Here is a 24,004-nt window from a genome sequence, read left to right on the forward strand (position 1 = left end):
CATGACGGCATCGATCGAGATCATTCCCGCCGGCCGACTGCCACGGCTGGACGACCGGCCGCTGGAAAAGCGCATCGGCCTCGTCATCCTGGCGACCGACCACACGACGGAAGTCGACTTCCGGCGGATGGTCGCCAGCGACCGTATCGGCGTCTATGTCAGCCGCATCCACTACGCCAATCCGGTGACACCGGAGAATCTCCTAAAGATGCAGCCGTCGCTGACCCAAGGCGCAGGGCTCATTCTGCCGGATGAGACGCTGGATGCCGTCATGTATTCCTGCACCTCCGCCTCTGTTGTCATCGGCGACCGCAAGATCGAGAAAGCGATCCATGCGGCCAAACCCGGCGTTCCCGTTGTGATGCCAACGGCGGCGGCTGTGAAAGCCCTGAAGGCGTTCGGCGCCAGGCGGATTTCCGTGCTGACGCCTTATACAGTCGAAACCAGCCGGCCGATGGCGGATTATTTCACCCGTCTTGGTTTTGCGATCGATCTCTTTACCTGCCTCGGTCTGAGCGACGACCGCGAGATGGCACGGATTGCGCCGGATGACATTGCAGCCTTCGCCCGCCAGGCGCTGGCGCCGCAATCCGATGCACTGTTCATTTCCTGCACTGCAGTGCGCGCCGCACAGGTCGCCGCCCGCATCGAAGCCGAGACCGGCAAGCCGGTGGTGACCAGCAATCTCGCCACCGCCTGGGCCTGCCTGCGGCTCTGTGGCGATGATCAGGCGCGGCCCGAACTCGGTCGGTTGATGACCAGACCCTATGGGGAAGGCTGAGCGCATGAAGGGTCTCCTGCCAGTTTCGATGGAGGATATCCGTGCGGCGGCGCACCGGATCGCCGGCCGTGTTGTGGAAACGCCGATCGTGTCGTCGGCATCGCTCGGCGAGATCGCGGGCGTTCCGGTCTGGCTGAAGCTCGAACATCATCAGACGACGGGCAGCTTCAAGCTTCGCGGGGCGACCAATGCGGTAGCGTCATTGTCGCCGGCGGAACGCGTGCGTGGCGTCGTCGCCGCCTCGACGGGAAATCACGGCCGGGCGCTTGCCCATGCGGCGAAGGCACAAGGCATGGTCGCGACGATCTGCATGTCGCGGCTGGTGCCGGCGAACAAGGTTTCAGAAATCCGCCGTCTGGGTGCCGATGTGCGCATCGTCGGTCGATCACAGGACGAGGCGCAGGAGGAGGTGGACCGGTTGGTGCGAGAGCAAGGGCTGGTGATGGTTCCGCCTTTTGACCATCCGGCTGTCGTAGCCGGGCAGGGAACGCTGGGGCTCGAGATCGTCGATGCATTGCCGCAGACAGCCACGGTTCTGGTGCCGCTCTCGGGCGGTGGCCTTGCCGCGGGCGTTGCCGCCGCGATCAAGGGCGTCAATCCGAAAACGAGAGTGATCGGCCTGACGATGGAACACGGCGCCGCGATGAAAGCGAGCCTCGATGCCGGACGGCCGGTGCAGGTCGAGGAAGTGAGAAGCCTTGCGGATTCGCTCGGCGGCGGCATCGGCCTCGACAATCGCGTGACTTTCACCATGTGCCAGGCGCTTCTCGACGAGGTCGTCCTGCTGACGGAGGCGGAGATCGCCGCAGGCATGCGTCATGCCTATGCCTGCGAGCGCGAGATCATCGAGGGGGCGGGAGCGGTCGGAATAGCAGCGCTGCTGGCGGGCAAGATCAGCTCCGGCGGCCCGGTCGTTGCGATCCTTTCCGGGCGAAATGTCGACATGGAACAGCACCGCCGGGTGATCAACGGCGAGGGTACGGCATTCACGGAGGGTGGCCCATGAACCGCATGATCATTCTGACGGAAGCGGAATTGCGCAAGATCGCGGTGCTCGATCGCGATGCGGTCGCCTGCATCGAGCAGGCTTTCGCGGCGCTTGCCACGAAGGCAGTCGCCATGCCGCCAATTCTGCGGCTCGACATTCCGGAATATCGGGGTGAGGTCGATGTGAAGACCGCCTATGTTCCGGGCATTGAAGGTTTCGCCATCAAGATCAGCCCCGGTTTCTTCGACAATCCAAAGATCGGACTGCCGAGCACCAATGGCATGATGGTGCTGCTGTCCAGCCGAACCGGCCTGGTGCAGGCGCTGCTTCTGGACAATGGCTATCTCACGGATGTGCGCACCGCGGCAGCCGGAGCCGTCGCTGCGAAATACCTGTCACGGCAAGACTCCAGCGTGGCCGCAATTTTCGGTGCCGGAATGCAGGCTCGGCTGCAACTCGAAGCACTGACGCTGGTGCGGCCTATCGCCGAGGCCAGGATCTGGGCCCGTGATGCCGCCAGGGCGCAGAAGGCAGCGGCCGAATTGAGCGGGAAACTTGGATTTCCCGTCAGTGCCGCCTCGGATCCGAGAGATGCAATCTCCGGCGCCGATATTATCGTGACCACCACGCCTGCGGAAAAACCGATCGTCGAAGCCGAGTGGCTCGAACCCGGGCAGCATCTGACAGCCATGGGGTCGGATGCGGAGCACAAGAACGAAATCGATCCGGCGGCCATCGTCCGGGCCGGTCTTTATGTCGCCGACAATCTGAAACAGACGCGCCGCCTCGGCGAATTGCACCACGCAATCGAAGCCGGTCTGGTCGCGGCCGATGCCGATCTTGCCGAGCTCGGCCGGATCGTTTCCGGTCGGACGGCGGGCAGAACGAGCAGCGACCAGATCACCATTGCCGACCTCACCGGCACCGGCATCCAGGACACTGCTATCGCCACCCTTGCCTTCGCCCGCGCCGGCGCGATGAAGGCGGGGACCACATTCGAAAGCTGACCGGCGCGGCGCCGGAAAAGAAGGGAAGAAACATGACCCAGCCCAATCTGAAGTTTTCGCTCGGCGAATATGCCGCGCGGCTGGAAAAAACACGGCGTGCCATGGAAGCGAAGGGTGTGGACCTGCTTGTTGTCAGCGATCCCTCGAACATGGCCTGGTTGACCGGCTATGACGGTTGGTCCTTCTACGTGCACCAGGCGGTGATCGTGCCGCCGCAGGGTGAGCCGATCTGGTTCGGCCGCGGCCAGGACGCCAATGGTGCCAAGCTCACCGCCTATCTCACGCACGACAATATCGTCGGCTATCCCGATCACTACGTGCAATCCACCGAGCGTCATCCAATGGATTACCTCTCCGGCATCCTGACGGAGCGCGGCTTTGCCAAGCTGACGATCGGCGTCGAGATGGACAATTACTGGTTTTCGGCCGCCGCCTTCGCCGCGCTGCAGAGGCATCTGCCGAATGCGCGCTTCGTCGACGCGACCGCGCTGGTCAACTGGCAGCGCGCGGTCAAGAGCGAGACCGAAATCAAGTACATGCGCAATGCGGCCCGGATCGTGGAAGCCATGCACGCCCGCATCTTCGACAAGATCGAAGTCGGCATGCGCAAGTGCGATCTGGTGGCGGAAATCTATGATGCCGGCACGCGCGGCGTCGACGGCATCGGCGGCGACTATCCGGCCATCGTGCCGCTGCTCCCGTCCGGCGTCGAAGCATCCGCACCGCATCTGACCTGGGATGATCGGCCGTTGAAGAAGGGGGAGGGCACCTTCTTCGAGATTGCCGGCTGCTACAACCGCTATCATTTGCCGCTGTCGCGCACCGTCTTCCTCGGCAAGCCGACGCAGGCCTTTCTCGACGCCGAAAAAGCGACCCTGGAAGGCATGGAAGCCGGTCTTGCGGTCGCCAGACCCGGCAATCGCTGCGAGGATATCGCCAATGCCTTCTTCACGGTGCTGAAGAAATACGGGATCGTCAAGGACAACCGCACGGGTTACCCGATCGGGCTTTCCTATCCGCCGGACTGGGGCGAGCGCACCATGAGCCTGCGGCCGGGCGACCGGACGGAGTTGAAGCCCGGCATGACCTTCCATTTCATGACCGGCCTCTGGCTCGAGGACATGGGTTTCGAGACGACGGAGAGCATCCTCATCACCGAGAGCGGTGTCGAATGCCTCGCCAGCGTTCCGCGCAAGCTGATGGTCAAGGATTGAGGCTGTCATGACAGAGACTGGCTTGCGGCCGTCGCCGATCAGCGCGACGGTGGATTTCGCCGCCGAGGGCGTCCAGCACGGTTTCCTGAGGCTGCCCTACAGTCGCGACGATTCCGCTTGGGGCTCGGTGATGGTTCCGATAACGGTCATCAGGAACGGCAAGGGACCGACGGCGCTCCTGACCGGCGGCAATCACGGCGACGAGTACGAGGGGCCGATCGCGCTCTTCGATCTCGCCCGTTCGCTGCAGGCAGAGGAGGTGAGCGGCGCTGTCATCATCGTGCCGGCAATGAATTACCCGGCATTCCTTGCGGGAACCCGGACCTCGCCGATCGACAGAGGCAACATGAACCGCAGCTTCCCGGGTCGTCCGGACGGTACGGTGACCGAAAAGATCGCCGATTATTTCCAGCGTGTGCTTCTGCCGATGGCGGATCTCGTGCTCGACTTCCACTCCGGCGGCAAGACGCTCGATTTTCTCCCGTTCTGCGCAGCGCACATCCTGCCGAACAAACAACAGGAGGCGCAGGCTTTCGATTTCGTGACAGCCTTTGCCGCACCCTATTCGATGAAGATGCTGGAGATCGATGCGGTCGGCATGTACGACACGGCGGCCGAGGAGATGGGCAAGATCTTCATCACGACCGAACTCGGCGGTGGAGGTACTGCCACGGCCAGAACAGCGGCGATCGCAAAACGCGGCACGATCAACGTGCTGCGGCATGCCGGTATCGTCGCCGGTGCCGTCGATACCGGGCCAACGACCTGGCTTGATATGCCGGACGGCCGCTGTTTCTCCTTCGCGGAACAGGGCGGGTTGATCGAACCCGCCATCGACCTCGGCGAAGCGGTCGCCAAGGATGCTGTCATCGCCCGCATCTATCCGACCGGGAGGACGGGTGAGGCGCCGCGCGAGATCCGTGCCGCCATGGACGGCATTCTCTGTGCGCGGCATTTCCCGGGGCTGGTCAAATCAGGCGACTGCGTTGGGGTCGTGGCGATTGTGACGAACTGAAATGACGGCGGGCGTGTGAGATGAATGTCACCCCTCGATCTGTGTCAAGCCGCCTTGCGCGCTCTTGACCCGGCAGCTGCCGCATTGGTTTGGAAGCGACCGACAATTCCTTCCAGCGTCTGCGTCTGGCTGCCGAGCGCGCGGCAGGCTGAGACCGTTTCCGCGGCCATGGCGGCGTTGTGCTGCGTGACCTCATCGAGCGCGTTGACGGAGGCGTTGATTTCCCCGATCGCCACCGCCTGCTCGGAGGAAACCGAAACGATGCGGGCGATCAGGCCGGCGACCTGCTCGACCTGACCTTCGATTTCCGTAAGCGCCCTGCCGGTGCGGTTGACAAGCTCCACGCCGGTGGAAACCTGAGACGATGACGTGGAAATCAGAGATCTGATCTCCTTGGCGGCGTTGGCTGATCGAAGAGCGAGCTCGCGCACTTCCTGCGCCACAACGGCGAAGCCTTTGCCGGCCTCGCCGGCGCGGGCGGCTTCGACGCCGGCGTTGAGCGCCAGAAGATTGGTCTGGAAGGCGATCTCGTCGATGACGTTGACGATCTCGCCGATCTGGGCGGACGAACCTTCGATCTTCTGCATGGCGGCGATCGCATCGCGAACGATGGCCGCCGAATGTTCGGCGCTGCTGCGCGTCTCGGCCATCATGCCGGTCGCCTTGCCGGCATGGTTCGAAGCATCCTTGGCCTTGGCGTTCATTTCGCCGAGCGCACTCGTAGCCTCTTCAAGCATCGCTGCCTGCTGTTCGGTGCGTAATGCAAGGCTGTCGGCGGCATCCGTGATGCCGGCGGAGGAGCTGCCGACCTGCCTGGAGGTCTGGGCGACCTCCGCAATTGAGGCGGAAAGCGCGTTCATGCTGTCGTTGAACTTGGCGCGCAAGCTCTCATAGGCGGCGGCAAAGGATGTCGTGATACGGCAATCAAGATTGCCGTGCGACAGCTGGTCCAGGCCATATGTCAACTCGTTGATAACTGTTTCGCGTGTCCGCTCCTCGGCCGCCTTCTCGGCCATTTGGCTGCGCTCGCGTTCGAATTCGGCATCGCGAAGGGCCGCTTCGCGCTTTTGCGCGTCCTGGCGTTCCAGCGCATTGCGACGGAAGACCGCGACTGCCTTGGACATGGCGCCGATCTCGTCTGAACGGTTCGCATAGGGAACTTCGGTTGAAAAATCGCCCTCGGCAAGGTTGCGCATATAGGCCTTCATGCCGTCGAGCGGCACGATTGCCCGGCGGCGCAGGAGATAGAGCCCCGCCAGCAGCAGAGTGAAGGAGCCGAAGCCGGCAGCGCCCGCACAGATCGTCCAGGTCACGATTTCCGAAGCTGCGTTCTTTTCCTCGCCCTTCAGGAAAGCGTCGGAATTGGCGACGAGCTTCTCTACAGCATCCTGGTGCGCATGGAAGGCGACGCGCAATTGCTCGATCGCGCCGTGGGCCCTGTCTTCATCCTTTGCTTTCAGGGCCGGGATGATCTCGCGGTTCATCACGTCCCAGAATGCATCGCCCTTCGTCAGCACATCGTTTTCAAGCTCGTCCTTCAAAGCCTGCGGCAGCCTGGTGGTTTTCCAATAGGCGCGACGGTCGTCGTAAGCGGCTTTCAGATTGGCGATCTTCGCCAGATTGGTTTCGGTGAGTTCGGGGAATTTGCTCGCCTCGAAGGAGAGCATATAGGACTCGACCACGAAGAGCGGCGGCGGCAATATATCGGCGATGAGATCCTTGCCGTAGACCACCTGCTCGTAAACCGGGCCGTTGACTTTCAGCCTTTCAAGCGCCGATTGCTGCAATCCAATCGACATGAAAAGACCGGCTGAAACGGCGATGCCAAACGCCACCAGGCTGCGCGCAATGGTAAATGCCAAGACTCTCTCCAAATAACTTTGGGCTTCTCTTCTTCGAGATGCCTGATTTACACATGCCATTATTTCTCAAGAACGCTGAGATATGGTTAATTCTTTAGAATGTGGGAGGCTCCAAAAGATCTTCCCAGACTGCCCAAAATTGGGGTGATCCGCGAAACGCTTCTAGGTATCAAGCCATCAATTGCCATCTTGATGGCGCATCTGGAGCGCGCTATATCTGTCGTAAAGGAAATTAACATGGCCGAACCCCAGCTTTCCGTACGAAGTGCAAGGGCGCGTGACCTTGCTCATCGACTCGCCCGCCGCGAAAACCGCTCGATAGCCGATATCGTCGAGCGGGCGCTCGAATCCTATGAAATACGCGAGGCCGGCCGTGAGCCGGCATCGTCCTTCTACAACAGGCTCTCGCAGCAAAGTGGGACGGATATTGACCTCGAGGCCGTCCTGAAAGAAGACCGGCAGGCGCATAAAGGCATCGAGCTTTGATTTTTCTCGATACCAACGTCGTCTCGGAGACGTTGAGAAAATCGCCTGATGAAGCGGTAATCGCATGGCTGGTTCGTCATGATGCTGAACTGGCACTGCCCACGGTGACGATTGCCGAGATCGCTTTCGGTATCCAGAAGATCCGGCCGGACCAACGAGCCGAGCGCCTCGAACAGGGACTTTCCGACTGGCGGCGCCGCTTCGCGGACCGGATTTTTGGCCTGACCGAAGAAGCCGCTCTTGCCTATGGCGAGATCATGGGGACCGCAGCTCATCAGGGGCGCGGCATGTCAGCGCCGGATGGCATGATCGCAGCTATTGCGAGGGTTAATGGCGGTCGGCTCGCGACGCGAAACCTGAGCGATTTCGTGACCACGAACCTTGAATTGATTTCCCCGTGGGAGTTTTGATCTGAGAAGCACCGCAGCCACGAACCTGAAGCCAAGCCGACCAGTTTTGTAATTTGCCAAGAGACGACGCGATCGTCGCAATACTTACATTGACAACGGCGCCACTCAAGCCAATCGCATCAGCATGTCGTTGAGGTTGCCGATCTCTCGCAGCAGTTCGATCAGCCTGTCCGTGTCGTCTTGGCTGAGCCGGCCGCTTCCGCCGCTTTTATCCCAGAGATGCTGGAATTGCTGGCTCATCTCACGCGCGCTATGCATGATTTCGATGATTTGCGCGCGGTTTTCCCAGGTCCTGCCGGCGTCAGGCCGCGGACTGTGTGGACAATGAACCGGTGCCTGAGGTGTCGAGCAGATCGAAGAGCTGGCTCGCCTGGCTTTCGGTGACATCGTCAGGCTTGCCGGCCATGAATTCGTCGAGGCTCACCACCCCATCTCCATTCGTATCGAGATCGGAAAGCAGGGAGGCGAACTGGTCTTCGTCCTCGGACGGCGGCGGCCCCTGGGGACGCTCCGACTGCTGGGCGGACATGGCTTGGGTTGCCGCGTCGACCGACAGCGAACCGGCGCCCTCGCTGTCGAAGCTGTCGAACAGCGTTCCTGTCTGATTTTCGCTGACATCGGACGGACGGCCTGCGACGAATTCGGCCTTGCTGACGAGTCCGTCGCCATCGGTATCGAGATCGGCGAGCATGGACGCCAGCTGATCATCGTCGCCTGGCGGCGGCGGGGGCGCGCCATCGGGACGTTCCGACCGCTGGGCGGACATCGCCTCGGCGAGTGCATCGACCGACAGCGAGCCTGCGCCTTCGCTGTCGAAGCTGTCGAACAGCGTTCCTGCCTGATCCTCGCTGACATCGGACGGCCGGGCCGCGACGAACTCGGGCTTGCTCACATAGCCGTCGGTATCCAGATCGGCAACGTCCATGCCTGCGCCGCCGTCGGCTTCGCCGGTGGAGCCGGACTGGTCGAAACGGTTCATTGCCAGCGTCACCAGCTGGGCCATCAGTTTGTCGGCGCTGCTGGACGAGTCTTCGTCGAGCTGCCTGCTTGTGGTTGATTTTTTCGCCGAAACCGTACTACAGGATAGGATGTCCTGGGATGTGGATGTCGAGCTCTTGCTATAGGAATGGGAAGAGACTGACGTGGCGGCCGAAATGGTCGTCATAGGCGCTCCATCGCTTGAGGGTGGGGATGCAACGCATTACAGAACTTATGGGTTCTCTAAATCGAATTTACTAATGCCACAACCGAAAAAATCATCCCTCAGAAATAACAGGCTGCTTCTCGCGATCGTTGGCATGCGCGTCGGCAAAGCGGTCTGATCGTCATGGATATCGTCGACGACCCCGCAGATGAGCCGCGCAAAAGAGGCAGGCCTAAAGTCTCCAGCGATGAAGACAAGCGGACGCATATCGTCGAGGTCGCCCGCCGCGTTTTCGTAAAATACGGTTATGCCGGAAGCACGACCGCGATCGTCGCCTCGGAGGCGGGTGTCTCCAAGCAGACGCTCTACAAGCTGTTTCAGAGCAAGGAAGAGCTGTTTGCCGCCGTGGTCGGCGCGCATCGGCGCCTGATGCTCGACCTGCCGAGGCCTGCCGAAGATATCTCGATCGCCGAGAGTCTCGAGCGTATCTTCATGATCGACATGGACGAGGATACGGATGCGGAACGCGCCGGCTTCCTACAGCTTGTCTTTCGCGAAGCGGCTCAGTTCCCCGAGCTTATCGACATTCTCCAGCGCGAAGGCATACTCGCCAGCCGGCAGCATCTCGCCGACTGGCTGAGCGATCGCCGGTCGGAAGGTAGGCTGTCGCTGGATGATCCGGAGAGCGGCGCCCGCATGCTGATGGATATGATCTTTGGCGGCATGGGCCCTCCGGAAGGCCGCGTGCAAGCCTGGCCGGACCGGACCCTGATGCTGGCCCATCTTCACCGCTGCATCGCGATCTTCGCCGCCGGTGTCGGGGCCGCTTGAACTGGTGGTGGAGATCCCTCGATTTCAAGCTTCCAATTCCCGATTGGATGATTTATAGAACTATAGAGTTCCATTAAGTCGATTCGGCCACATGCAGGTGGCTGTGCTTCGCCATGACCGGCGACGATATTCCCGTAAAGACGAAAAGTTCCACCGTGGCTGCCGGCAGGCTTTCACGCGCGTTGACGCGCCTATGAAGAGGACGGACGTTGGTTTCCACCTATGTAAGCTATCTCGCGGTCGCGCGAAATCTGAACGCCAGTCTCTCCAGCGTTGCGTCTCAGGCCACGGTTGCTCGCGACAGCGCCTATTACAAGGAAAACATCGGCAAGGTCACGACCGTCGATGAATTCATGAGCGATTACAAGCTCTATTCCTATGCGATGAAGGCCTACGGCCTCGAAGACATGACCTACGCCAAGGCCTTCATGAAGAAGGTGCTGGAGAGCGACCTCAGCGATTCATCGAGCTTCGCTAACAGCTTGAGCGACGGCCGCTATGCCGAGTTCGCCGCCGCCTTCAAATTCTCCGGCGAGACGAAGACGGCGCAATCGGATGCGCAGCGGGACAATCTGCTTGATGCTTACGAAGACTCATTCGACACCGAGGTCGAGAACATCGAGGACGAGACCGATTATTTCGAGGAGAATATCTCGTCGATCACATCCGTCGACGAGTTGCTGTCGAGCTCGCGGCTGAAGAACTATGTGCTGACGGCTTTCGGTCTCAGCACCGAATACACATCGACCAGCTTTCTCAAGGATGTTCTGACGAGCGATCTCGACGATGCCGACAGCTTCGTCAATCAGCTCGACGATGATGTCTATGTCAGCCTGGCAAAGGCCTTCAATTTCAGCCAGGACGGCTCGGTCGACGGCGAGGTGATGTCGGAAGACCAGCTATCGCTGGTGACAAGCGCTTATGCCGTGGCATCATCGACGATCGCTTCTACGGAGACCGGGGAGGCTTATGATACTTATTTCGCTGCTCAGATCGGAAACATCACCTCTGTCGATCAATTAATGAGCGACGACAAGCTGGTGTCCTATCTCAGAACAGCCTACGGTCTTTCCGACACCGAAACTGACAATTTCATCTCCGCGGCCCTGAAAAGCGCCGACACCGCCGACGCGATCGGCTTGTCCGACCTGCACGACGCCTTCAATTTCGATGAGGACGGCGCGCTTGCCGACGGCGACACGGCCCAGACGTCGGAACAGACGGCCGCGACCACGGCGGCCTTCGATGAAAACTACCAGGTGCTGATCGCCAATACCGACACGGAAGATGCGGTTGACAACTATACGACACGCATTGCCAGCGTCACCTCGATCGACGATTTCCTGGTGTCGAACGGCGATGATGACGATGACGGCAACGACGATCTCCCTGAATTATGGGAGATGGCGCTGCGGGCATTTGGCATAGACTCCGGCGAGGTCTCGAAAAGCGAAGTCCGGAAGATCCTCGAAAGTGATCCCAGCGATCCGAAGAGCTATGTCAACAGCTTGAAGGACGATCGGTTCGAGGCGTTTCGCAATGCCTTCAACTTCGACAGCGAAGGCGATGTGACCGTCCCGCTGGAGGCGATGTCGGAATCGGTCGTCGATGACTATGCCGCCTATTACAAGCAGAACAAGATCCGATATTTCGAAGGTGACGAGCTGACCGAGGCGACCGACGCCGCGGATGAGGAGATCACCTATTTCCGTGACCAGATGGCGACGATCACCTCTGCCAGCGAGTTTCTCGCTGACGACCGGCTGGTTGCCTTTGCGCTTCAGGCGAAGGGCTTGGATCCGGAGGACGTCACGTCGGACGACCTGGAGAAGATGTTTTCGTCCGATCTCGACGACGAAGACAGCTACGTCAACAAGCTCGAAGACAACCGCTTCGCCGAACTGGTCGGCTCGTTCAATTTTGACCAGGACGGCAATATCTCGGCTGATCCTACCGGGACGGTGCAGCAGCGCGGCGACGTCTTGGAAACGGTCGACGCCTATGTCAGGCTGACGCTCGAGGATGATCAGGGCGACAGCAACACCGGCGTGCGCCTTGCACTCTATTTCGAACGCAAGGCACCGGAGATCTCGAGTGCCTATGACATTCTGGGCGACAGCGCGCTGTTCGAATTTTTCACCACGAGCTTTAACCTGTCCCGCTATGTCTCGAATATGGACGTCGACAAGCAGGCCGAGATGATCGAGAATTTCATCGACATCAAGGACCTCGCCGATCCGGACAAGGTCGACGATCTGATCAAGCGCTTTACCGCCATGTACGATATGGCGAACGGCACCGGCACCACGTCGACGGCGCTTTCCATCCTGACCGGCTCGGCGACGATCAGCGCCGATACGCTGCTTGCGATGGCACAGTTGAAAGGCGGCTGAGAAAGTCGCTTATCCGGCGGGTAACGCCCCTTCAAAAAGAGACCGTGTGGTAAACCCCATCAAGGGCCTGTGAATATTCGCGCTGCACGCCGGCCTGGCGGCGATGAACGCCTATTGCGTGGCTGAAAGGCTTCCCCTTCCTATATCGCGGCCCGAAGCTATCGGGCCGCCGCAAGCGCAACCGAAAACCAACCGCAAAATGTTGCGCTGCCGAAAAAATCGCCAAGCACTCTGCTGCGCGTTTTTTCGGCATGCCCCATTGACAATTCACCGCCGATGGCACTTGATATCGAAATCCAATAAACCAGACACATGTCCAATATATTGGATCATCGAAACATCTACAAGGGGAACGCCATGATCATTTCCTTTCGCGCCGGCCTGATGTCGCTGGCCGTCGCCGCCCTGGTGTCGACGCCTGTGCTTGCCGAGGGCAGCAAGCTCGACGAGGTGCTGGCCCGCGGTCATCTCGTGCTCGGCACGGGCAGCACCAATGCGCCCTGGCACTTCAAGAGCGCGGACGACAAGCTTCAGGGCTTCGATGTCGACATGGGCCACATCGTCGCCAAGGCCCTGTTCGGCGATCCGGATAAGATCGAATTTGTCAACCAGTCGTCGGACGCCCGCATTCCGAACATCACCACCGATAAGGTCGACATCACCTGCCAGTTCATGACCGTTACGGGCGAACGCGCCCAGCAGGTCGCCTTCACCATTCCCTATTATCGTGAGGGCGTCGGCCTGATGCTCAAGGCGGATGGAAAATATGCTGATTATGCCGCTCTGAAGGCTGCCGGCTCCTCGGTCACCATCTCGGTTCTCCAGAACGTATACGCCGAAGCTATGGTGCACGCCGCATTGCCGGAGGCGACCGTCGACCAGTATGAATCCGTCGACCTGATCTATCAGGCGCTGGAGTCGGGGCGTGCCGATGCCGCCGCCACGGACCAGTCGTCGCTCGCCTGGTACATGACGCAGAACCAGGGCCGCTACAAGGACGCCGGCTACGGCTGGAACCCACAGACCTATGCCTGCGCCGTCAAGCGCGGTGATCAGGATTGGCTGAACTTCGTCAACACCGCTCTTCACGAAGCGATGACAGGTGTCGAGTTCGACTTCTATGCCAAATCCTTCAAGACCTGGTTCGGTAAGGATCTGGCGCCGCCGCAGATCGGTTTCCCCGTCGAATTCAAGTGACCGCGATGCGGAGCGGGAGCTCGCTCCCGCTCCGCTGTGGAACAGGATGATCTCGGTCTAGGTCGGGCTAAGATCTCAGTCCGCTTCTGGATCGAATGATTGGAGATGACGTCGTCCGGCCCGCTCATAGGCTCGGCGGCATGCTCTGGTCTGAAAGGACCCGCATGGGTTACACACTGAACTTCGCTGCCGTCTGGCGCAATTTCGACTTTCTCTTAAGCGGACTTGCCCTCAGCCTCGGCCTTGCCGCGATTTCGATCCTGATCGGGGCCGCAATCGGTCTTGTGATGGCTTTCGCGCTGACGTCGAGGAGCCGCTTCGCGCTCGTGCCGGCGCGCGTCTATGTCACCGTCATTCGCAACCTGCCGATTCTCGTTCTCGTGCTTTTCGCCTTTTTCGCGCTGCCGCAGATGGGCTTGCGCCTCGACAAGATGAAAAGCTTCGTGCTGGTTCTTTCGCTCTATTCCGGGGCCTATCTGGCCGAGGTGTTCCGCGCCGGACTGCTGTCGATCCCGAGAGGGTTGACGGAAGCCGGCCTTGCCATCGGCCTGACGGCAATGCAGATCCGCAGCTCGATCATCGCACCGCTGATGCTGCGCAACGTGCTGCCATCGCTATCCTCGACGATCATCTCGCTCTTCAAGGACACCTCGCTTGCCGCTGCCATCGCTGTGCCCGAGCTGACCTTTGCCGCCCGCAAGATCAATGTCGAGAGTTTCCGCGTCATCGAAACATGGATGGTTACATCAGCCCTCTATGTCGCCACCTGTTTCCTCATCGCCGCCTTGATGCGCCTCGTCGAGCGCCGTCTGGCCCTGCCGAGATAGTCCCGATGTCTCACACCTTTCTCGAACAACTCTGGATCGCCCGCTACGTCATCATGAACGGCATTGCCATGACGGTGTCGATCTCGCTGCTGGCCATTCTCGCGGGCTCCGTGCTCGGTGTTTTTGTCGGTCTGGCGCTGGTTTACGGCGGCATCGTCTTACGTCTCCTCGTGCGTGCCTATACGGATATCATCCGCGGCACACCGGTGCTCGTGCTCGTACTGGCAAGCTATTATGTCTCCGCCGCGGTCGGTCTCGATCTCGGACCGTTCTCCGCCGGCGTCCTCGCCCTTGCCGTTTTCTGCTCTTCCCATGTCGGCGAAATCGTGCGCGGAGCGCTTCAGGCGATCCCGAAGGGCCAGACCGAAGCGGCCAAGGCGATCGGTCTGACCTTTACCCAGACTTTCACCTCGGTGCTGTGGCCGCAGGCCATGCGCCAGTGTCTGCCGGCCTGGGTGAATACGGCGGCCGAGATGGTGAAGGCCTCGACGCTGCTCTCCGTCATCGGCGTCGCCGAGCTTCTCCTGCGCACGCAGGAGATCATCTCCCGCAATTTCATGAGCCTCCAGTTCTATTTTCTGGCCGGCGGTCTCTATTTCATCGTCAACTACGGCATCGAGCACTTCGGCAAATATGTCGAGCGCAAGACCGCCCTGCCGTCCTGAGGAGACTTTCCGATGGCCAAGACCATTCTCGACATCAAGGGTCTGCGCAAGACTTACGGTATCCACGAAGTTCTCAAGGGGGTCGATTGCGCCGTTCAGGAAGGCGAGGTCATCTCCATCATCGGCTCCTCAGGCTCCGGCAAGACCACCTTGCTGCGCTGCGTCAACATGCTCGAGGAATTCCAGAGCGGCACGATCAGCCTCGACGGCGAGGAGATCGGCTATCACGTCGACGGCGCGACGCGCCGGCGCAAGAGCGAGAAGGAGATTGCCCGTCAGCGCGCCCTGACCGGCATGGCTTTTCAGCAGTTCAATCTCTTCCCGCATATGAGTGCTGCCGAAAACGTCATGCTCGGCCTCGTCAAGGTGAAGAAGATGACGAAACCGGAAGCCCGCATCATTGCCGAAAAATGGCTCGACCGGGTCGGCCTCGCCGCCCGCGCCAACCATTATCCCGGTCAGCTCTCCGGCGGCCAGCAGCAGCGTGTTGCGATTGCCCGCGCCATCGCCATGTCGCCGCGGCTGATGCTGTTCGACGAAGTGACCTCCGCGCTCGATCCGGAATTGGTGGGCGAAGTCCTGCAGGTGATCAAGGGGCTTGCTGCCGATGGCATGACCATGCTGCTCGTCACCCATGAAATGCGTTTCGCCTACGAGGTTTCGTCGCGCGTAATCTTCATGAACCAGGGCGTCATCTGCGAGGAGGGCGATCCGAAGGAAATGTTCGTGCGCCCGAAAACCGAACGGTTGGCGGAATTTCTCAAAACCTCGAGCTTCCACTAAAACCGGCGACGGCGATGGGTTTGCCCCGTCACGCGGGATAGGGTTGTCTTCGACGTCGCAGGTGTTGGCGCGCACGATCGATTGACGACGACTGGCAAAGCGTTGCCCCGGTCCCGATCCGCAGGGTCGGGGGCAAGTCGGTCGGGCCTATGAACTTGCCCCGGCATCGGTGACAGGCCGATGCGGGGGAGGGGCAGCCCCGCATAAATTACAGTCAGTCTGCATGCCTGGCGGGCAAATTTTGCTCGGAGCATCCCAGGCATCTTGGAAATCCTCGGCGCAAAATTTTGGCACGAGCTTTGCTTCCTGTCTTGTATGCAAGATAGCCACGCATCCGAGACCACGCAGAAATCCATTGAGGCAACGATCGTCTCCGGGATCCTTTCTGCCAAGATTCGGCCGGGCACGCGTCTTGGCGAAAATCAGCTGGCGGCGCTCTTCGGCGTGTCCCGAACCCGCGTCCGTGAAGCCATGATGCGTCTGGAGACACGCGGCATCGTGCATGTCAGCCCCCGGCGCGGCTGGTTCGTCGTCGAGCCCTCCGCTGAGGATGCGATCGCCGTCTATGATGCAAGGCGTGTCGTCGAGGCCGGATTGCTGCGCAGCATGGGCGTGCTGACGGAGGAGGGACGCAAGGCTCTCGACGCCCATCTGAACGCGGAGCGGAACGCGATGGCGGCGGGCGACCGCCAGCGCCTGACCTATTTGATGGGCGATTTCCATATCCGCATTGCGGAATTGAGCGGCAACACGATCATCGTCGACATCCTGCGCGACCTGACCGCAAGGACGATCCTCATTTCGATGCTCTATCAATCCGAATTTCATGCGGCGCAGTCCCATGAGGGGCACTGCCGTATTTTCGAGGCCATGCAGGCAGGGGATTTCGTCAGAGCCGCGGAGCTCTCCGTCGAACATCTTGATGAAGTGGAGATGGGCCTCGACCTCACGGCGCGTCCGGATCCGCTTTCGGATCTGCGCAATTCCCTGTCGCTTCCGCCTAAGGCCGCGTTCTCCATCTCCCAGCCGTCAGACCCAAAAATCACACCATCAAAGGAGCAATGAACACATGCTGACCAGACGGATCTTCTTCGCAATCGCGGCTCTCGCCGCGACCTTCAGCTTCAACTCGCCGTCTCACGCCGATGCTCTTGCCGACATTACGGCGCGCGGTACGTTGCGTGTCGCAGTCCCGCAGGATTTCCCGCCTTTCGGCAGTGTCGGCACCGATATGGCGCCGGTGGGCTACGATATCGACATGGCCAATCTCATTGCCCAAAAGCTTGGCGTCAAAGCCGAACTTGTGCCGGTCACGAGCGCCAACCGCGTCCCCTATCTGCAGACGAACAAGGTCGATCTCGTCATATCGAGCCTCGGCAAGAATGCGGAGCGCGAAAAGGTGATCGATTTCTCGGTCGCCTACGCGCCCTTCTTCAACGGCGTGTTCGGTCCGGCCGATCTTTCGGTCGCCAAGGCGGAAGATCTCGCGGGCAAGAGCATCGGCGTCACACGCGGCGCCGTGGAGGATCTCGAGCTGACGAAGATCGCGCCGGCCGATGCGACGATCAAGCGTTACGAGGACAATAACGGCACCATCTCGGCGTTCCTCTCCGGCCAGGTCGACATCATTGCTACCGGCAACGTCGTGGCGGCTGCGATCCTCGCCAAAAACCCTCCCAAGCGCCCTGAGCTGAAGTTTCTGATCAAGAACTCGCCCTGCTACATCGGCCTCAACAAGGAACAGTCCGCGCTTCTGGAGAAGGTGAACGGCATTGTCGCCGCCGCCAAAGCCGATGGCAGCTTGAATGCGATATCGCAGAAGTGGCTCGGTGCCGGTCTGCCGTCCGATCTTTAAGGAAACCAGGGTCTCGCGCATGTCTCCTGCGGCCGCGGGATGACATGCGCTCCGTCACCGCGAGAGGGGACATTCCTTGAGCTACCATTTCGAATTCGGCTGGCTGCTTCAATATTATCCCGAGATCATCAAGGGTGTGCTGATCACCCTGGAGCTTATCGCGATCGGTGGTGTGCTCGGCATTTCGCTCGGCATCGTCTGCGCTTGGGTGCGGGCGCTTGGCCCGGTCTGGCTGAAGCCGGTCGCTGCGGCCTATGTGGAACTGATCCGCAACACCCCGTTCCTGATCCAGCTTTTCTTCATCTTCTTCGGTCTGCCGTCGCTCGGCCTCCACCTTTCCGAATTGACAGCCGCCAATCTTGCGATGGTCGTCAACCTTGGCGCCTATAGCTGCGAGATTATCCGCGCCGGCATCCAGGCGACGCCGAAAGGCCAGTTCGAGGCAGGCGAGAGCCTCGCCATGACGCGCTTCGAGACTTTCCGCCATGTCGTTCTCGTGCCGTCGCTGCAGCGCATCTGGCCAGCGCTGTCGTCGCAAGTGGTCATCGTCATGCTCGGCTCGGCGGTCGTATCGCAGATCGCCGCCGAGGATCTGACCTTCGCCGCGAATTTCATACAATCGCGAACCTTTCGAGCCTTCGAGGCCTACATCGTCTCGACATCAATCTATCTCGCGCTGGCGATCCTGCTCCGGCAGGTGCTGGGCCTGATCGGCTGGTTCATTTTCCCGAGGAGAGCAGCACGATGATCACGTTCACGCTCTGGGACATTCTGCGCAACCTGCTGCTTGCCACCCGCTGGACGATCCTCCTTTCGCTCGTCTCGTTCGTCGGCGGCAGCCTGGTCGGCCTGGGCCTGCTGTTCCTGCGCATCAGCAGGTGCAAGGCCGGCCGGGCGTTTGCGAAATATTATATCGAGCTCTTCCAGGGTACGCCGCTGCTGATGCAGCTCTTCATCGCCTTTTTCGGTCTCGGCCTCTTCGGAATAGACGTGCCGGCCTGGCTTGCGGCGGGATTGGCGCTGATCCTATGGAGCGCCGCCTTTCTCACCGAGATCTGGCGGGGCTGCGTCGAAGCGGTTGCGAAGGGGCAATGGGAAGCCTCCGCCAGCCTCGGCATGGGCCGTCTGCAGCAGATGCGCTACGTCATTCTTCCACAGGCGCTGAGGATCGCCATACCGCCGACCGTCGGTTTCTCCGTTCAGATCATCAAGGGCACGGCGCTGACCTCGATCATCGGCTTCGTCGAATTGTCGAAGGCCGGCACCGTGGTCACCAACGCCACCTTCCAGCCCTTCACCGTCTATGGGCTCGTGGCGCTCATCTATTTCGCCCTTTGCTGGCCCTTGTCGAAAAGCAGCCAGATCCTGGAGAGAAAACTCAATGTCGCTCATCGAAATCACTGACGTCCGCAAGAGCTACGGATCCAACGAGGTGCTGAAAGGCATCAATCTGAATGTCGAGCCTGGCGAGGTCATTGCCATTATCGGCAAGAGCGGCTCGGGCAAATCGACCCTGCTTCGCTGCATCAATGGCCTGGAGACCATCACCGACGGTTCCATCTCCGTGGCCGGCGCACAGCTTCTCGATGACGAAGTTCATCTGAAGGCGCTGCGTCTGAAGGTCGGCATGATCTTTCAGCAATTCAATCTTTTCCCGCATCTGACTGCCGGCGGCAACGTCATGCTGTCGCAGACGGTGGTCAAAAAGACACCCAAGGCCGAAGCGGAAGCGACCGCCCGCAGGATGCTGGAGCGGGTAGGTCTGGGCCACAGGTTCGATGCCTATCCGGACGAGCTCTCGGGCGGACAACAGCAGCGCGTCGCCATCGCCCGCGCGCTCGCCATGCAGCCGACCGCCCTTCTTTGCGACGAGATCACATCGGCGCTCGATCCGGAACTGGTCGCCGAAGTTCTGGCCGTCGTGCGCGAACTTGCCGCCGAGGGAATGACGCTGCTGATGGTCACGCACGAGATGCGGTTCGCCCGCGACGTCTGCAGCCGCGTCGTCTTCATGCATCAGGGCCGTGTCCATGAAGCCGGTCGGCCGGAGGATGTCTTCGCCGATCCGCAAACTGCCGAGCTCAGGCACTTTCTCGGTGTCAGCTAGTCAGTGGCTCAGCATCTCCTCGGCGATCTGTTTCCCATTCAGGCTCGATGGGTAATAGGTCGGCCAGTTGGTGACCTCGTTCAGTAGTGCGGCACGGTCGTTGCCCCAATAGAGATGGTAGTGATCCGCCTTCTCAGGGGCGACGAGGTGGTCGCTGAACTGAATGAACTGCGGTGCGGCGTCGTCGCCGGCGCTTTTCCTGAAGATGAAACGAACCCCTCGATTACCCTTCTTATAGGTGAGGATTTCGCGGCCATCCGTCTCGTAGTCTCCGCTGACGGAGTCCTTGCCACGGAAAAAGGTAACCTTCTTTCCGTTGATGACGATCCGGTCGACGTCGGTCTTGTATCCCGTGTCGTAGTAGGCACGATATTCTCCGGCGCTCTTATCGCCATGTCTCGCCTTGTCGGCCATCACCGGATCCAAGGTTCCGTCGACAAGAAAGGGGTAGACGGACTGCCAGTCGCCCTCCCAGTCCGACAGTTCACGCGCCTTTACCTGATCGTCGTCGAAATGACCCATCATACACCGACCCCTGTTTATCGTGGGAATGCCTGTGGCTGTGATTGTTTCCCGAAGATGTCTCAGCGCCTGCCATTCCTGCAAAAGTCAATGTGGCGGATACAGCCAGTGCGTAGCTGAGTGTTGTGATCGCCTTGTTCATTCGCTGAAACCCTTCTGACTGGCCGGCACGGCTTGTGCCCGTCCAGTGATGTAATAACATAACAGTGGCCAATTAGCGTGCTTTGACGGCAAGCGCAAGGCGGAAATCGCCGATGCGCATCGCCTCGATGACCATTCAAATGCATGACATTCAAGTGAATTCGGGAGGCGCCCGTCGCTGCAAGAGCTCCGGTTCAACCCGCATCGATGCCGAAACCCGGGATCGTGCTGGTGTCATGGGCGCGGTCGGCGAGCGCGGGCTTGGCCGGCTGCAACGTCAGAGTTCGGCGTGCGGCCGCTCTGTCTTCGATCTCTCCGACAGGGCGGCCGCTCCGGGTATTCTCAGTCCTTGTTGCCAGCGGGCGGCGGGAGCAGGACGGGCTCGGCCGAATGCTTTGGTGCCATCAACTGTGCAAGGATGTCGTCCGCCGATTCACGGGAACCGCCAATGCCGGCCTCGCGCAGCTGACGGTCGAGATCGCTGCCGTTTTCCAGCGCGGCCAGTTCCGCGCCGGCCTCGATGCGCCCGGCCGTCATTTCCTGGCGCTTCTTGATGCGTTCGAGACTTTGGACGGCGCTGCCGAGACGGGTATTGATGCCCGACTGGTTATGGGCAATCGCCGACTGAGCGCGCAGCAGCGACTCGTTGGCTTTGACATTCTCCACCTCGCGTTTCATCTGAGCGATCCGCGATTCGGTTTCCTGGATCGTGCGCAGCATCTGCTGCTGGCGGGGCAGCAGCCGGTCGAGCTCTTCCTGGTCTCGCTGCGTTTCGGCGCGAATGTTGGCAATGCGCTGAGCGAGACCCTGCGCCAGATCCGTGCGGCCCGCTGAGATCGCCGCGCGGGCGCTGTCGGTGTCCTTGGCTTCCTTCGCGCGGTTTTCTTCAAGCCGGCGCATGACGCTCTTGTTCGACGCCATGATACCGGCCAGATCGGATCGCGCCCGGCGCAGCGACTGTTCGGCATCGCGGATTTCCTGGTCGAGAATGCGCATCGACTGGCTGTCGGCGGCCGCTTCCGCTGCCTCGTTAATGCCGCCGCGAATGGCGGTGAAAATCTTTCCCCAGGTGCTCACGCTGCAATCTCCCCGCTTTTCCATTCTTCAATCATGTGTGCGGCGTCGACCGCATTGGCAGCCAGAATGGCGACTTCCTCGACCACGGTTTCGGCCGACGAACGTGCCGACAGCGAGCCGAACAATTCGTACCATTCCTCACCGTCAATCGTGGTGATGCCGAAGCTCGACAGCGGCACGAACTTGTGCGTCTTGAGAACCATCCGTTCGAAGGCCTCCCGCTTGGGCACGTCCTTGCATGGCACCAGGACAACGCTGACAAGAATATCGCGCTCTCCGCTCACCGCGACGAAGACGTCGAGATCGCCTCTTTCCTTGAGAGTTACGCAGATAACGTCCCCATGTTCCGGCACGGCTACATCCACATCGCCCAGCGCTTCCGGGTCGGCTGCGAACAGGCGCGTTAAAGTGGTAAGGCTCCAGGTCTCCAAAAAGTCCTCCATCGGTTAGAGCGTCGCAAATATCTGGGTAATCGGTTTACAACTTAAAGGTCTAGCGCGCGAAATAAATTTCGGTAGGGTAGGGGTCAGCAACGGGGGCGAATCGCTTGCCATTTATCGCTTCATTACTGCGGCGTGTATATCTGTCGCTCGGCGAATTGGCGTGGTCAGCCCTTCTTGTTATCCTCGTTGTGCATCTGGTTACTTCCTATTTGCTCTTTATGCTGGCCGGGGAAGGCGATCTCGTCGGCAACCCGGTCGACTTTCTTTACTATTACATGATTACGGCAACGACTGTCGGTTATGGCGATCTTTCCCCAAAATCGGGCCTCGGCCGGATCATTACCGTCCTGGTCGTTCTGCCCGGTGGCATCGCCATCTTTACCGCTGTTCTTGGCAAGTTGTTGACAGCGATCGGTACGATTTGGAGAAATCGCATGCGCGGATTGGGTGATTACAGCGAACGCACCGGTCATATCGTCGTTTTGGGATGGCAAGAGGGGCAGACATACCAGACGTTACGGCTGCTGCACTCCGAACGGCATGCCAACGAACCGATGACGGTTCTGGTCGCCAAGGATCTGCCGGAAAATCCCGCCAGCAATTATGCCGACTACGTCCGCACGGAACGGCTTGCCGATGCCGACGCTTTGTTGCGGGCCGGAGTGGCCCAGGCGCGGGCAGTCATCGCCCGCGGCGCAAATGACGATGAAACGCTGGCCGCGGTGCTGATCGCCGAGGATCATGCGCCCAATGCCCATATCGTCGCCTATTTCGCCGACGACCGCACAGCACAGATGGTCAAGCAGCGTCGGCCGCGTGTCGAGGCGGTGGGTTCCCTCGCCGAGGAGCTTCTGTCGCGTTCCGCACGTGATCCGGGTTCTTCGGAAATCGCCGCACGGCTGTTGTCGGCTGCCTCCACCGACACGGCCTTTTCCCTGGCGGTGCCGGCCTTGCACGCACCGCTCTCCTATGGCGACATGTTTTTAAGCCTCAAGCGTCGGCACCATGTGACGCTCGTCGGCATGCTGAGCCACGGCGTAACGGACCTTAATTGCCGGGACGAGACGCTGATGCGGGGCGGCGAGACGCTTTACTACATCAGCGAAATTCGGCTAGATCCCGCTGCCATAGCCTGGGCTCGAATGGGAGACGTGACATGATCGGCTGGTTCGGCGGAAACAAGAGCGAGGGGGCCTTACCCGAAGAACTCGGCCCCTTGAGTGCGGCCATCGGCGGGGCGCTCGAGATCGATTTCCTCTCGCTCGAAGCCGATGCTTTGGGCGGCGAGCCTGCCATGCCGCTGCCGCGAAGCGGGCCGTTCATCATTGCCGGCTACGGTGAGGTTTCGCTCGACGCCGCGACGGTTCTGTCGCGCTACTACGATGAAGAAAACCGGATGATTCAGGTGATGTCGGCGTCGGGTAAGCCGGGTGAGGCGATCGACGACATCAGCTTTTATCAGCCTTGGGACAGCGTCGTGCCCGTCGGCCAGAGCGAATGGAACCGCTGGACCGGGCCGGGCGGCCTGATCGGCCAGCCATCCTATGATGCTGACGGGATCCTCTATAACCGGTTCTGGGGCGACGGTCCGGAACGGGCGCAATTGGTGGAATTTGTTGAAAAGGTCAGCGATGGTGAAACGCAGCGCTCCATCCATCAGACCTGCATGCTGTATTACCGCCCGCTTGGCTCGACGCGCGAAATGCTACTGATCAATGTCGAGCGCGACCTCGATTTTGGGCAAAGCCAGGCGGGCAGCTCGGTGGAATTTCTGATCGGTTATGGATTGGCTCCGGCCGACGTTCGTCGCGTCTGAGGGACCTATCAATTTCAACGGAGGACTTTTTCGATGCTCGACTACGTGGCGGGCCTGCCTGCTTTCCTTGGTTATTTCGCCATCGGGCTCGCCGCCTACGGCGTTTTCGCGGTGATCTACACCTGGTTGACGCCGCAACAGGAGGTCCAACTGATCCGGGCGGGCAATCTTGCTGCCGTCACCGCGTTCTTAGGCGCGCTTGTCGGTTTCAGCTTGCCTCTGGCTTCCGCCGCAGCCAATTCCGTCAGCGTCATCGATTACATCATATGGGCGGTGATAGGCACTCTGGCGCAGATCCTTGCTTTCTACATCGCGAACTTCACCATGAAGGACCTGCATGAAAAAATCACTGCCGGTGATATCGCGGCGGGCCTGTGGGGCGGCGGAATAGCGCTCGTCATCGGTCTGCTCAACGCTGCCTGCATGACCTATTGAGGGAG

At 60.4% G+C, this 24,004-nt stretch carries 25 protein-coding genes and 2 pseudogenes; 21 read left to right on the forward strand and 6 right to left on the reverse strand.

Annotated features, from left to right (window positions below):
- The first annotated feature begins 1 nt into the window (after position 1).
- From eutA to doeB, 5 genes are read left to right on the forward strand one after another with little or no spacing between them, the layout of a single operon-like run.
- Complete coding sequence (gene eutA, locus J7U39_RS22090; protein WP_210631916.1) at positions 2-781, forward strand: ectoine utilization protein EutA; 780 nt, start codon at positions 2-4, stop codon at positions 779-781.
- 4 nt (positions 782-785) lie between these two features.
- Positions 786-1,787: a hydroxyectoine utilization dehydratase EutB gene (gene eutB / locus J7U39_RS22095; protein WP_210631917.1), complete on the forward strand. Its 1,002-nt coding sequence runs from the start codon at positions 786-788 to the stop codon at positions 1,785-1,787.
- Entirely contained in the window at positions 1,784-2,776 is a 993-nt protein-coding gene (eutC, locus tag J7U39_RS22100; protein ID WP_210631918.1) for an ectoine utilization protein EutC, read from the forward strand. The genes eutB and eutC overlap by 4 nt, the downstream gene beginning before the upstream one ends.
- Positions 2,777-2,808: 32 nt before the next feature.
- Complete coding sequence (doeA, locus tag J7U39_RS22105) at positions 2,809-3,990, forward strand: ectoine hydrolase DoeA (RefSeq protein WP_210631919.1); 1,182 nt, start codon at positions 2,809-2,811, stop codon at positions 3,988-3,990.
- 7 nt (positions 3,991-3,997) lie between these two features.
- The gene (gene doeB / locus J7U39_RS22110; protein WP_210631920.1) at positions 3,998-5,005 is read left to right on the forward strand and encodes a N(2)-acetyl-L-2,4-diaminobutanoate deacetylase DoeB; all 1,008 of its coding nucleotides are present in this window, start codon (positions 3,998-4,000) and stop codon (positions 5,003-5,005) included.
- A 44-nt stretch (positions 5,006-5,049) separates the two neighbouring features.
- Here doeB and J7U39_RS22115 read toward each other — a convergent pair whose 3' ends face one another.
- Complete coding sequence (locus J7U39_RS22115) at positions 5,050-6,867, reverse strand: HAMP domain-containing methyl-accepting chemotaxis protein (RefSeq protein ID WP_210631921.1); 1,818 nt, start codon at positions 6,865-6,867, stop codon at positions 5,050-5,052.
- 237 nt (positions 6,868-7,104) lie between these two features.
- On the opposite strand from J7U39_RS22115, the gene J7U39_RS22120 reads away from it, so the two are divergent.
- Positions 7,105-7,353 carry a type II toxin-antitoxin system VapB family antitoxin gene (locus tag J7U39_RS22120; protein ID WP_210631922.1) on the forward strand — a complete coding sequence of 83 codons (249 nt, stop codon included), beginning with the start codon at positions 7,105-7,107 and terminating at the stop codon, positions 7,351-7,353.
- Positions 7,350-7,763, forward strand: a complete 414-nt coding sequence (locus J7U39_RS22125; RefSeq protein WP_210631923.1) for a type II toxin-antitoxin system VapC family toxin — start codon at positions 7,350-7,352, stop codon at positions 7,761-7,763. Before J7U39_RS22120 ends, J7U39_RS22125 begins: the two co-directional genes overlap by 4 nt.
- Before the next feature lie 105 nt (positions 7,764-7,868).
- On the opposite strand, the pseudogene J7U39_RS22130 reads toward J7U39_RS22125, so the two are convergent.
- Together J7U39_RS22130 and J7U39_RS22135 are read right to left on the reverse strand one after the other, a co-directional pair.
- Positions 7,869-8,054: pseudogene (locus J7U39_RS22130) on the reverse strand (hypothetical protein); the annotation flags it as partial.
- Positions 8,055-8,064: 10 nt separating this feature from the next.
- Positions 8,065-8,928: an EF-hand domain-containing protein gene (locus J7U39_RS22135; RefSeq protein ID WP_210631924.1), complete on the reverse strand. Its 864-nt coding sequence runs from the start codon at positions 8,926-8,928 to the stop codon at positions 8,065-8,067.
- Between the two features lie 162 nt (positions 8,929-9,090).
- Here J7U39_RS22135 and J7U39_RS22140 point away from each other — a divergent pair, with 162 nt between their 5' ends.
- The 11 genes from J7U39_RS22140 to J7U39_RS22190 all read left to right on the forward strand — a co-directional run bounded on the left by J7U39_RS22140 (position 9,091) and on the right by J7U39_RS22190 (position 19,565).
- Complete coding sequence (locus J7U39_RS22140) at positions 9,091-9,738, forward strand: TetR/AcrR family transcriptional regulator (RefSeq protein WP_210631925.1); 648 nt, start codon at positions 9,091-9,093, stop codon at positions 9,736-9,738.
- Between the two features lie 209 nt (positions 9,739-9,947).
- Positions 9,948-12,131 carry a DUF1217 domain-containing protein gene (locus J7U39_RS22145; RefSeq protein WP_210631926.1) on the forward strand — a complete coding sequence of 728 codons (2,184 nt, stop codon included), beginning with the start codon at positions 9,948-9,950 and terminating at the stop codon, positions 12,129-12,131.
- Between the two features lie 357 nt (positions 12,132-12,488).
- Positions 12,489-13,328 (forward strand): transporter substrate-binding domain-containing protein, encoded by an 840-nt coding sequence (locus J7U39_RS22150; RefSeq protein WP_210631927.1) that lies wholly within the window; start codon positions 12,489-12,491, stop codon positions 13,326-13,328.
- Positions 13,329-13,492: 164 nt separating this feature from the next.
- A complete protein-coding gene (locus tag J7U39_RS22155; RefSeq protein ID WP_210631928.1) occupies positions 13,493-14,155 on the forward strand; it encodes an amino acid ABC transporter permease in 663 nt (220 codons plus the stop codon).
- A gap of 5 nt (positions 14,156-14,160) precedes the next feature.
- Positions 14,161-14,820: an amino acid ABC transporter permease gene (locus tag J7U39_RS22160; protein ID WP_085781604.1), complete on the forward strand. Its 660-nt coding sequence runs from the start codon at positions 14,161-14,163 to the stop codon at positions 14,818-14,820.
- A gap of 12 nt (positions 14,821-14,832) precedes the next feature.
- Positions 14,833-15,603, forward strand: a complete 771-nt coding sequence (locus J7U39_RS22165; protein WP_210631929.1) for an amino acid ABC transporter ATP-binding protein — start codon at positions 14,833-14,835, stop codon at positions 15,601-15,603.
- A gap of 315 nt (positions 15,604-15,918) precedes the next feature.
- The gene (locus tag J7U39_RS22170; RefSeq protein ID WP_210631930.1) at positions 15,919-16,668 is read left to right on the forward strand and encodes a GntR family transcriptional regulator; all 750 of its coding nucleotides are present in this window, start codon (positions 15,919-15,921) and stop codon (positions 16,666-16,668) included.
- A gap of 4 nt (positions 16,669-16,672) precedes the next feature.
- Positions 16,673-17,458, forward strand: coding sequence for a transporter substrate-binding domain-containing protein (locus J7U39_RS22175; RefSeq protein ID WP_210631931.1), 786 nt, complete (start codon positions 16,673-16,675; stop codon positions 17,456-17,458).
- Between the two features lie 76 nt (positions 17,459-17,534).
- Positions 17,535-18,206 carry an amino acid ABC transporter permease gene (locus J7U39_RS22180; protein ID WP_210631932.1) on the forward strand — a complete coding sequence of 224 codons (672 nt, stop codon included), beginning with the start codon at positions 17,535-17,537 and terminating at the stop codon, positions 18,204-18,206.
- Entirely contained in the window at positions 18,203-18,862 is a 660-nt protein-coding gene (locus J7U39_RS22185; RefSeq protein WP_210631933.1) for an amino acid ABC transporter permease, read from the forward strand. The genes J7U39_RS22180 and J7U39_RS22185 overlap by 4 nt, the downstream gene beginning before the upstream one ends.
- On the forward strand, positions 18,840-19,565 hold the full coding sequence (locus J7U39_RS22190) for an amino acid ABC transporter ATP-binding protein (protein WP_210631934.1): 726 nt from the start codon (positions 18,840-18,842) through the stop codon (positions 19,563-19,565). The genes J7U39_RS22185 and J7U39_RS22190 overlap by 23 nt, the downstream gene beginning before the upstream one ends.
- Here J7U39_RS22190 and J7U39_RS22195 read toward each other — a convergent pair.
- The 3 genes and pseudogenes from J7U39_RS22195 to J7U39_RS22205 all read right to left on the reverse strand — a co-directional run bounded on the left by J7U39_RS22195 (position 19,566) and on the right by J7U39_RS22205 (position 21,748).
- A pseudogene (locus J7U39_RS22195) lies at positions 19,566-20,163 on the reverse strand (metal-binding protein ZinT). It abuts the gene before it with no gap.
- A gap of 407 nt (positions 20,164-20,570) precedes the next feature.
- On the reverse strand, positions 20,571-21,305 hold the full coding sequence (locus tag J7U39_RS22200; RefSeq protein ID WP_210631935.1) for a PspA/IM30 family protein: 735 nt from the start codon (positions 21,303-21,305) through the stop codon (positions 20,571-20,573).
- The gene (locus tag J7U39_RS22205) at positions 21,302-21,748 is read right to left on the reverse strand and encodes a YjfI family protein (RefSeq protein ID WP_210631936.1); all 447 of its coding nucleotides are present in this window, start codon (positions 21,746-21,748) and stop codon (positions 21,302-21,304) included. Before J7U39_RS22205 ends, J7U39_RS22200 begins: the two co-directional genes overlap by 4 nt.
- A gap of 104 nt (positions 21,749-21,852) precedes the next feature.
- Between J7U39_RS22205 and J7U39_RS22210 the strand changes: the two genes are divergently transcribed.
- Genes J7U39_RS22210 through J7U39_RS22220 form a run of 3 tightly spaced genes read left to right on the forward strand, consistent with a single transcriptional unit; the run spans position 21,853 to position 23,999 of the window.
- A complete protein-coding gene (locus tag J7U39_RS22210) occupies positions 21,853-22,908 on the forward strand; it encodes an ion channel (protein ID WP_210631937.1) in 1,056 nt (351 codons plus the stop codon).
- Complete coding sequence (locus tag J7U39_RS22215; protein WP_210631938.1) at positions 22,905-23,564, forward strand: YjfK family protein; 660 nt, start codon at positions 22,905-22,907, stop codon at positions 23,562-23,564. The genes J7U39_RS22210 and J7U39_RS22215 overlap by 4 nt, the downstream gene beginning before the upstream one ends.
- Positions 23,565-23,597: 33 nt before the next feature.
- Positions 23,598-23,999 carry a DUF350 domain-containing protein gene (locus tag J7U39_RS22220; protein WP_210631939.1) on the forward strand — a complete coding sequence of 134 codons (402 nt, stop codon included), beginning with the start codon at positions 23,598-23,600 and terminating at the stop codon, positions 23,997-23,999.
- Positions 24,000-24,004: the final 5 nt, after the last annotated feature.

Source organism: Rhizobium sp. NLR16a (genome assembly GCF_017948245.1).
Classification (GTDB): domain Bacteria; phylum Pseudomonadota; class Alphaproteobacteria; order Rhizobiales; family Rhizobiaceae; genus Rhizobium.

What these genes read in the sequence shown, in the direction of transcription:
- eutA (WP_210631916.1), top strand. Translation starts at nt 2, where the DNA reads ATGACGGCATCGATCGAGATCATTCCCGCCGGCCGACTGCCACGGCTG.
- eutB (WP_210631917.1), top strand. Translation starts at nt 786, where the DNA reads ATGAAGGGTCTCCTGCCAGTTTCGATGGAGGATATCCGTGCGGCGGCG.
- eutC (WP_210631918.1), top strand. Translation starts at nt 1,784, where the DNA reads ATGAACCGCATGATCATTCTGACGGAAGCGGAATTGCGCAAGATCGCG.
- doeA (WP_210631919.1), top strand. Translation starts at nt 2,809, where the DNA reads ATGACCCAGCCCAATCTGAAGTTTTCGCTCGGCGAATATGCCGCGCGG.
- doeB (WP_210631920.1), top strand. Translation starts at nt 3,998, where the DNA reads ATGACAGAGACTGGCTTGCGGCCGTCGCCGATCAGCGCGACGGTGGAT.
- J7U39_RS22120 (WP_210631922.1), top strand. Translation starts at nt 7,105, where the DNA reads ATGGCCGAACCCCAGCTTTCCGTACGAAGTGCAAGGGCGCGTGACCTT.
- J7U39_RS22135 (WP_210631924.1), bottom strand. Translation starts at nt 8,928, where the DNA reads ATGACGACCATTTCGGCCGCCACGTCAGTCTCTTCCCATTCCTATAGC.
- J7U39_RS22140 (WP_210631925.1), top strand. Translation starts at nt 9,091, where the DNA reads ATGGATATCGTCGACGACCCCGCAGATGAGCCGCGCAAAAGAGGCAGG.
- J7U39_RS22150 (WP_210631927.1), top strand. Translation starts at nt 12,489, where the DNA reads ATGATCATTTCCTTTCGCGCCGGCCTGATGTCGCTGGCCGTCGCCGCC.
- J7U39_RS22155 (WP_210631928.1), top strand. Translation starts at nt 13,493, where the DNA reads ATGGGTTACACACTGAACTTCGCTGCCGTCTGGCGCAATTTCGACTTT.
- J7U39_RS22160 (WP_085781604.1), top strand. Translation starts at nt 14,161, where the DNA reads ATGTCTCACACCTTTCTCGAACAACTCTGGATCGCCCGCTACGTCATC.
- J7U39_RS22165 (WP_210631929.1), top strand. Translation starts at nt 14,833, where the DNA reads ATGGCCAAGACCATTCTCGACATCAAGGGTCTGCGCAAGACTTACGGT.
- J7U39_RS22170 (WP_210631930.1), top strand. Translation starts at nt 15,919, where the DNA reads ATGCAAGATAGCCACGCATCCGAGACCACGCAGAAATCCATTGAGGCA.
- J7U39_RS22175 (WP_210631931.1), top strand. Translation starts at nt 16,673, where the DNA reads ATGCTGACCAGACGGATCTTCTTCGCAATCGCGGCTCTCGCCGCGACC.
- J7U39_RS22185 (WP_210631933.1), top strand. Translation starts at nt 18,203, where the DNA reads ATGATCACGTTCACGCTCTGGGACATTCTGCGCAACCTGCTGCTTGCC.
- J7U39_RS22190 (WP_210631934.1), top strand. Translation starts at nt 18,840, where the DNA reads ATGTCGCTCATCGAAATCACTGACGTCCGCAAGAGCTACGGATCCAAC.
- J7U39_RS22205 (WP_210631936.1), bottom strand. Translation starts at nt 21,748, where the DNA reads ATGGAGGACTTTTTGGAGACCTGGAGCCTTACCACTTTAACGCGCCTG.
- J7U39_RS22215 (WP_210631938.1), top strand. Translation starts at nt 22,905, where the DNA reads ATGATCGGCTGGTTCGGCGGAAACAAGAGCGAGGGGGCCTTACCCGAA.
- J7U39_RS22220 (WP_210631939.1), top strand. Translation starts at nt 23,598, where the DNA reads ATGCTCGACTACGTGGCGGGCCTGCCTGCTTTCCTTGGTTATTTCGCC.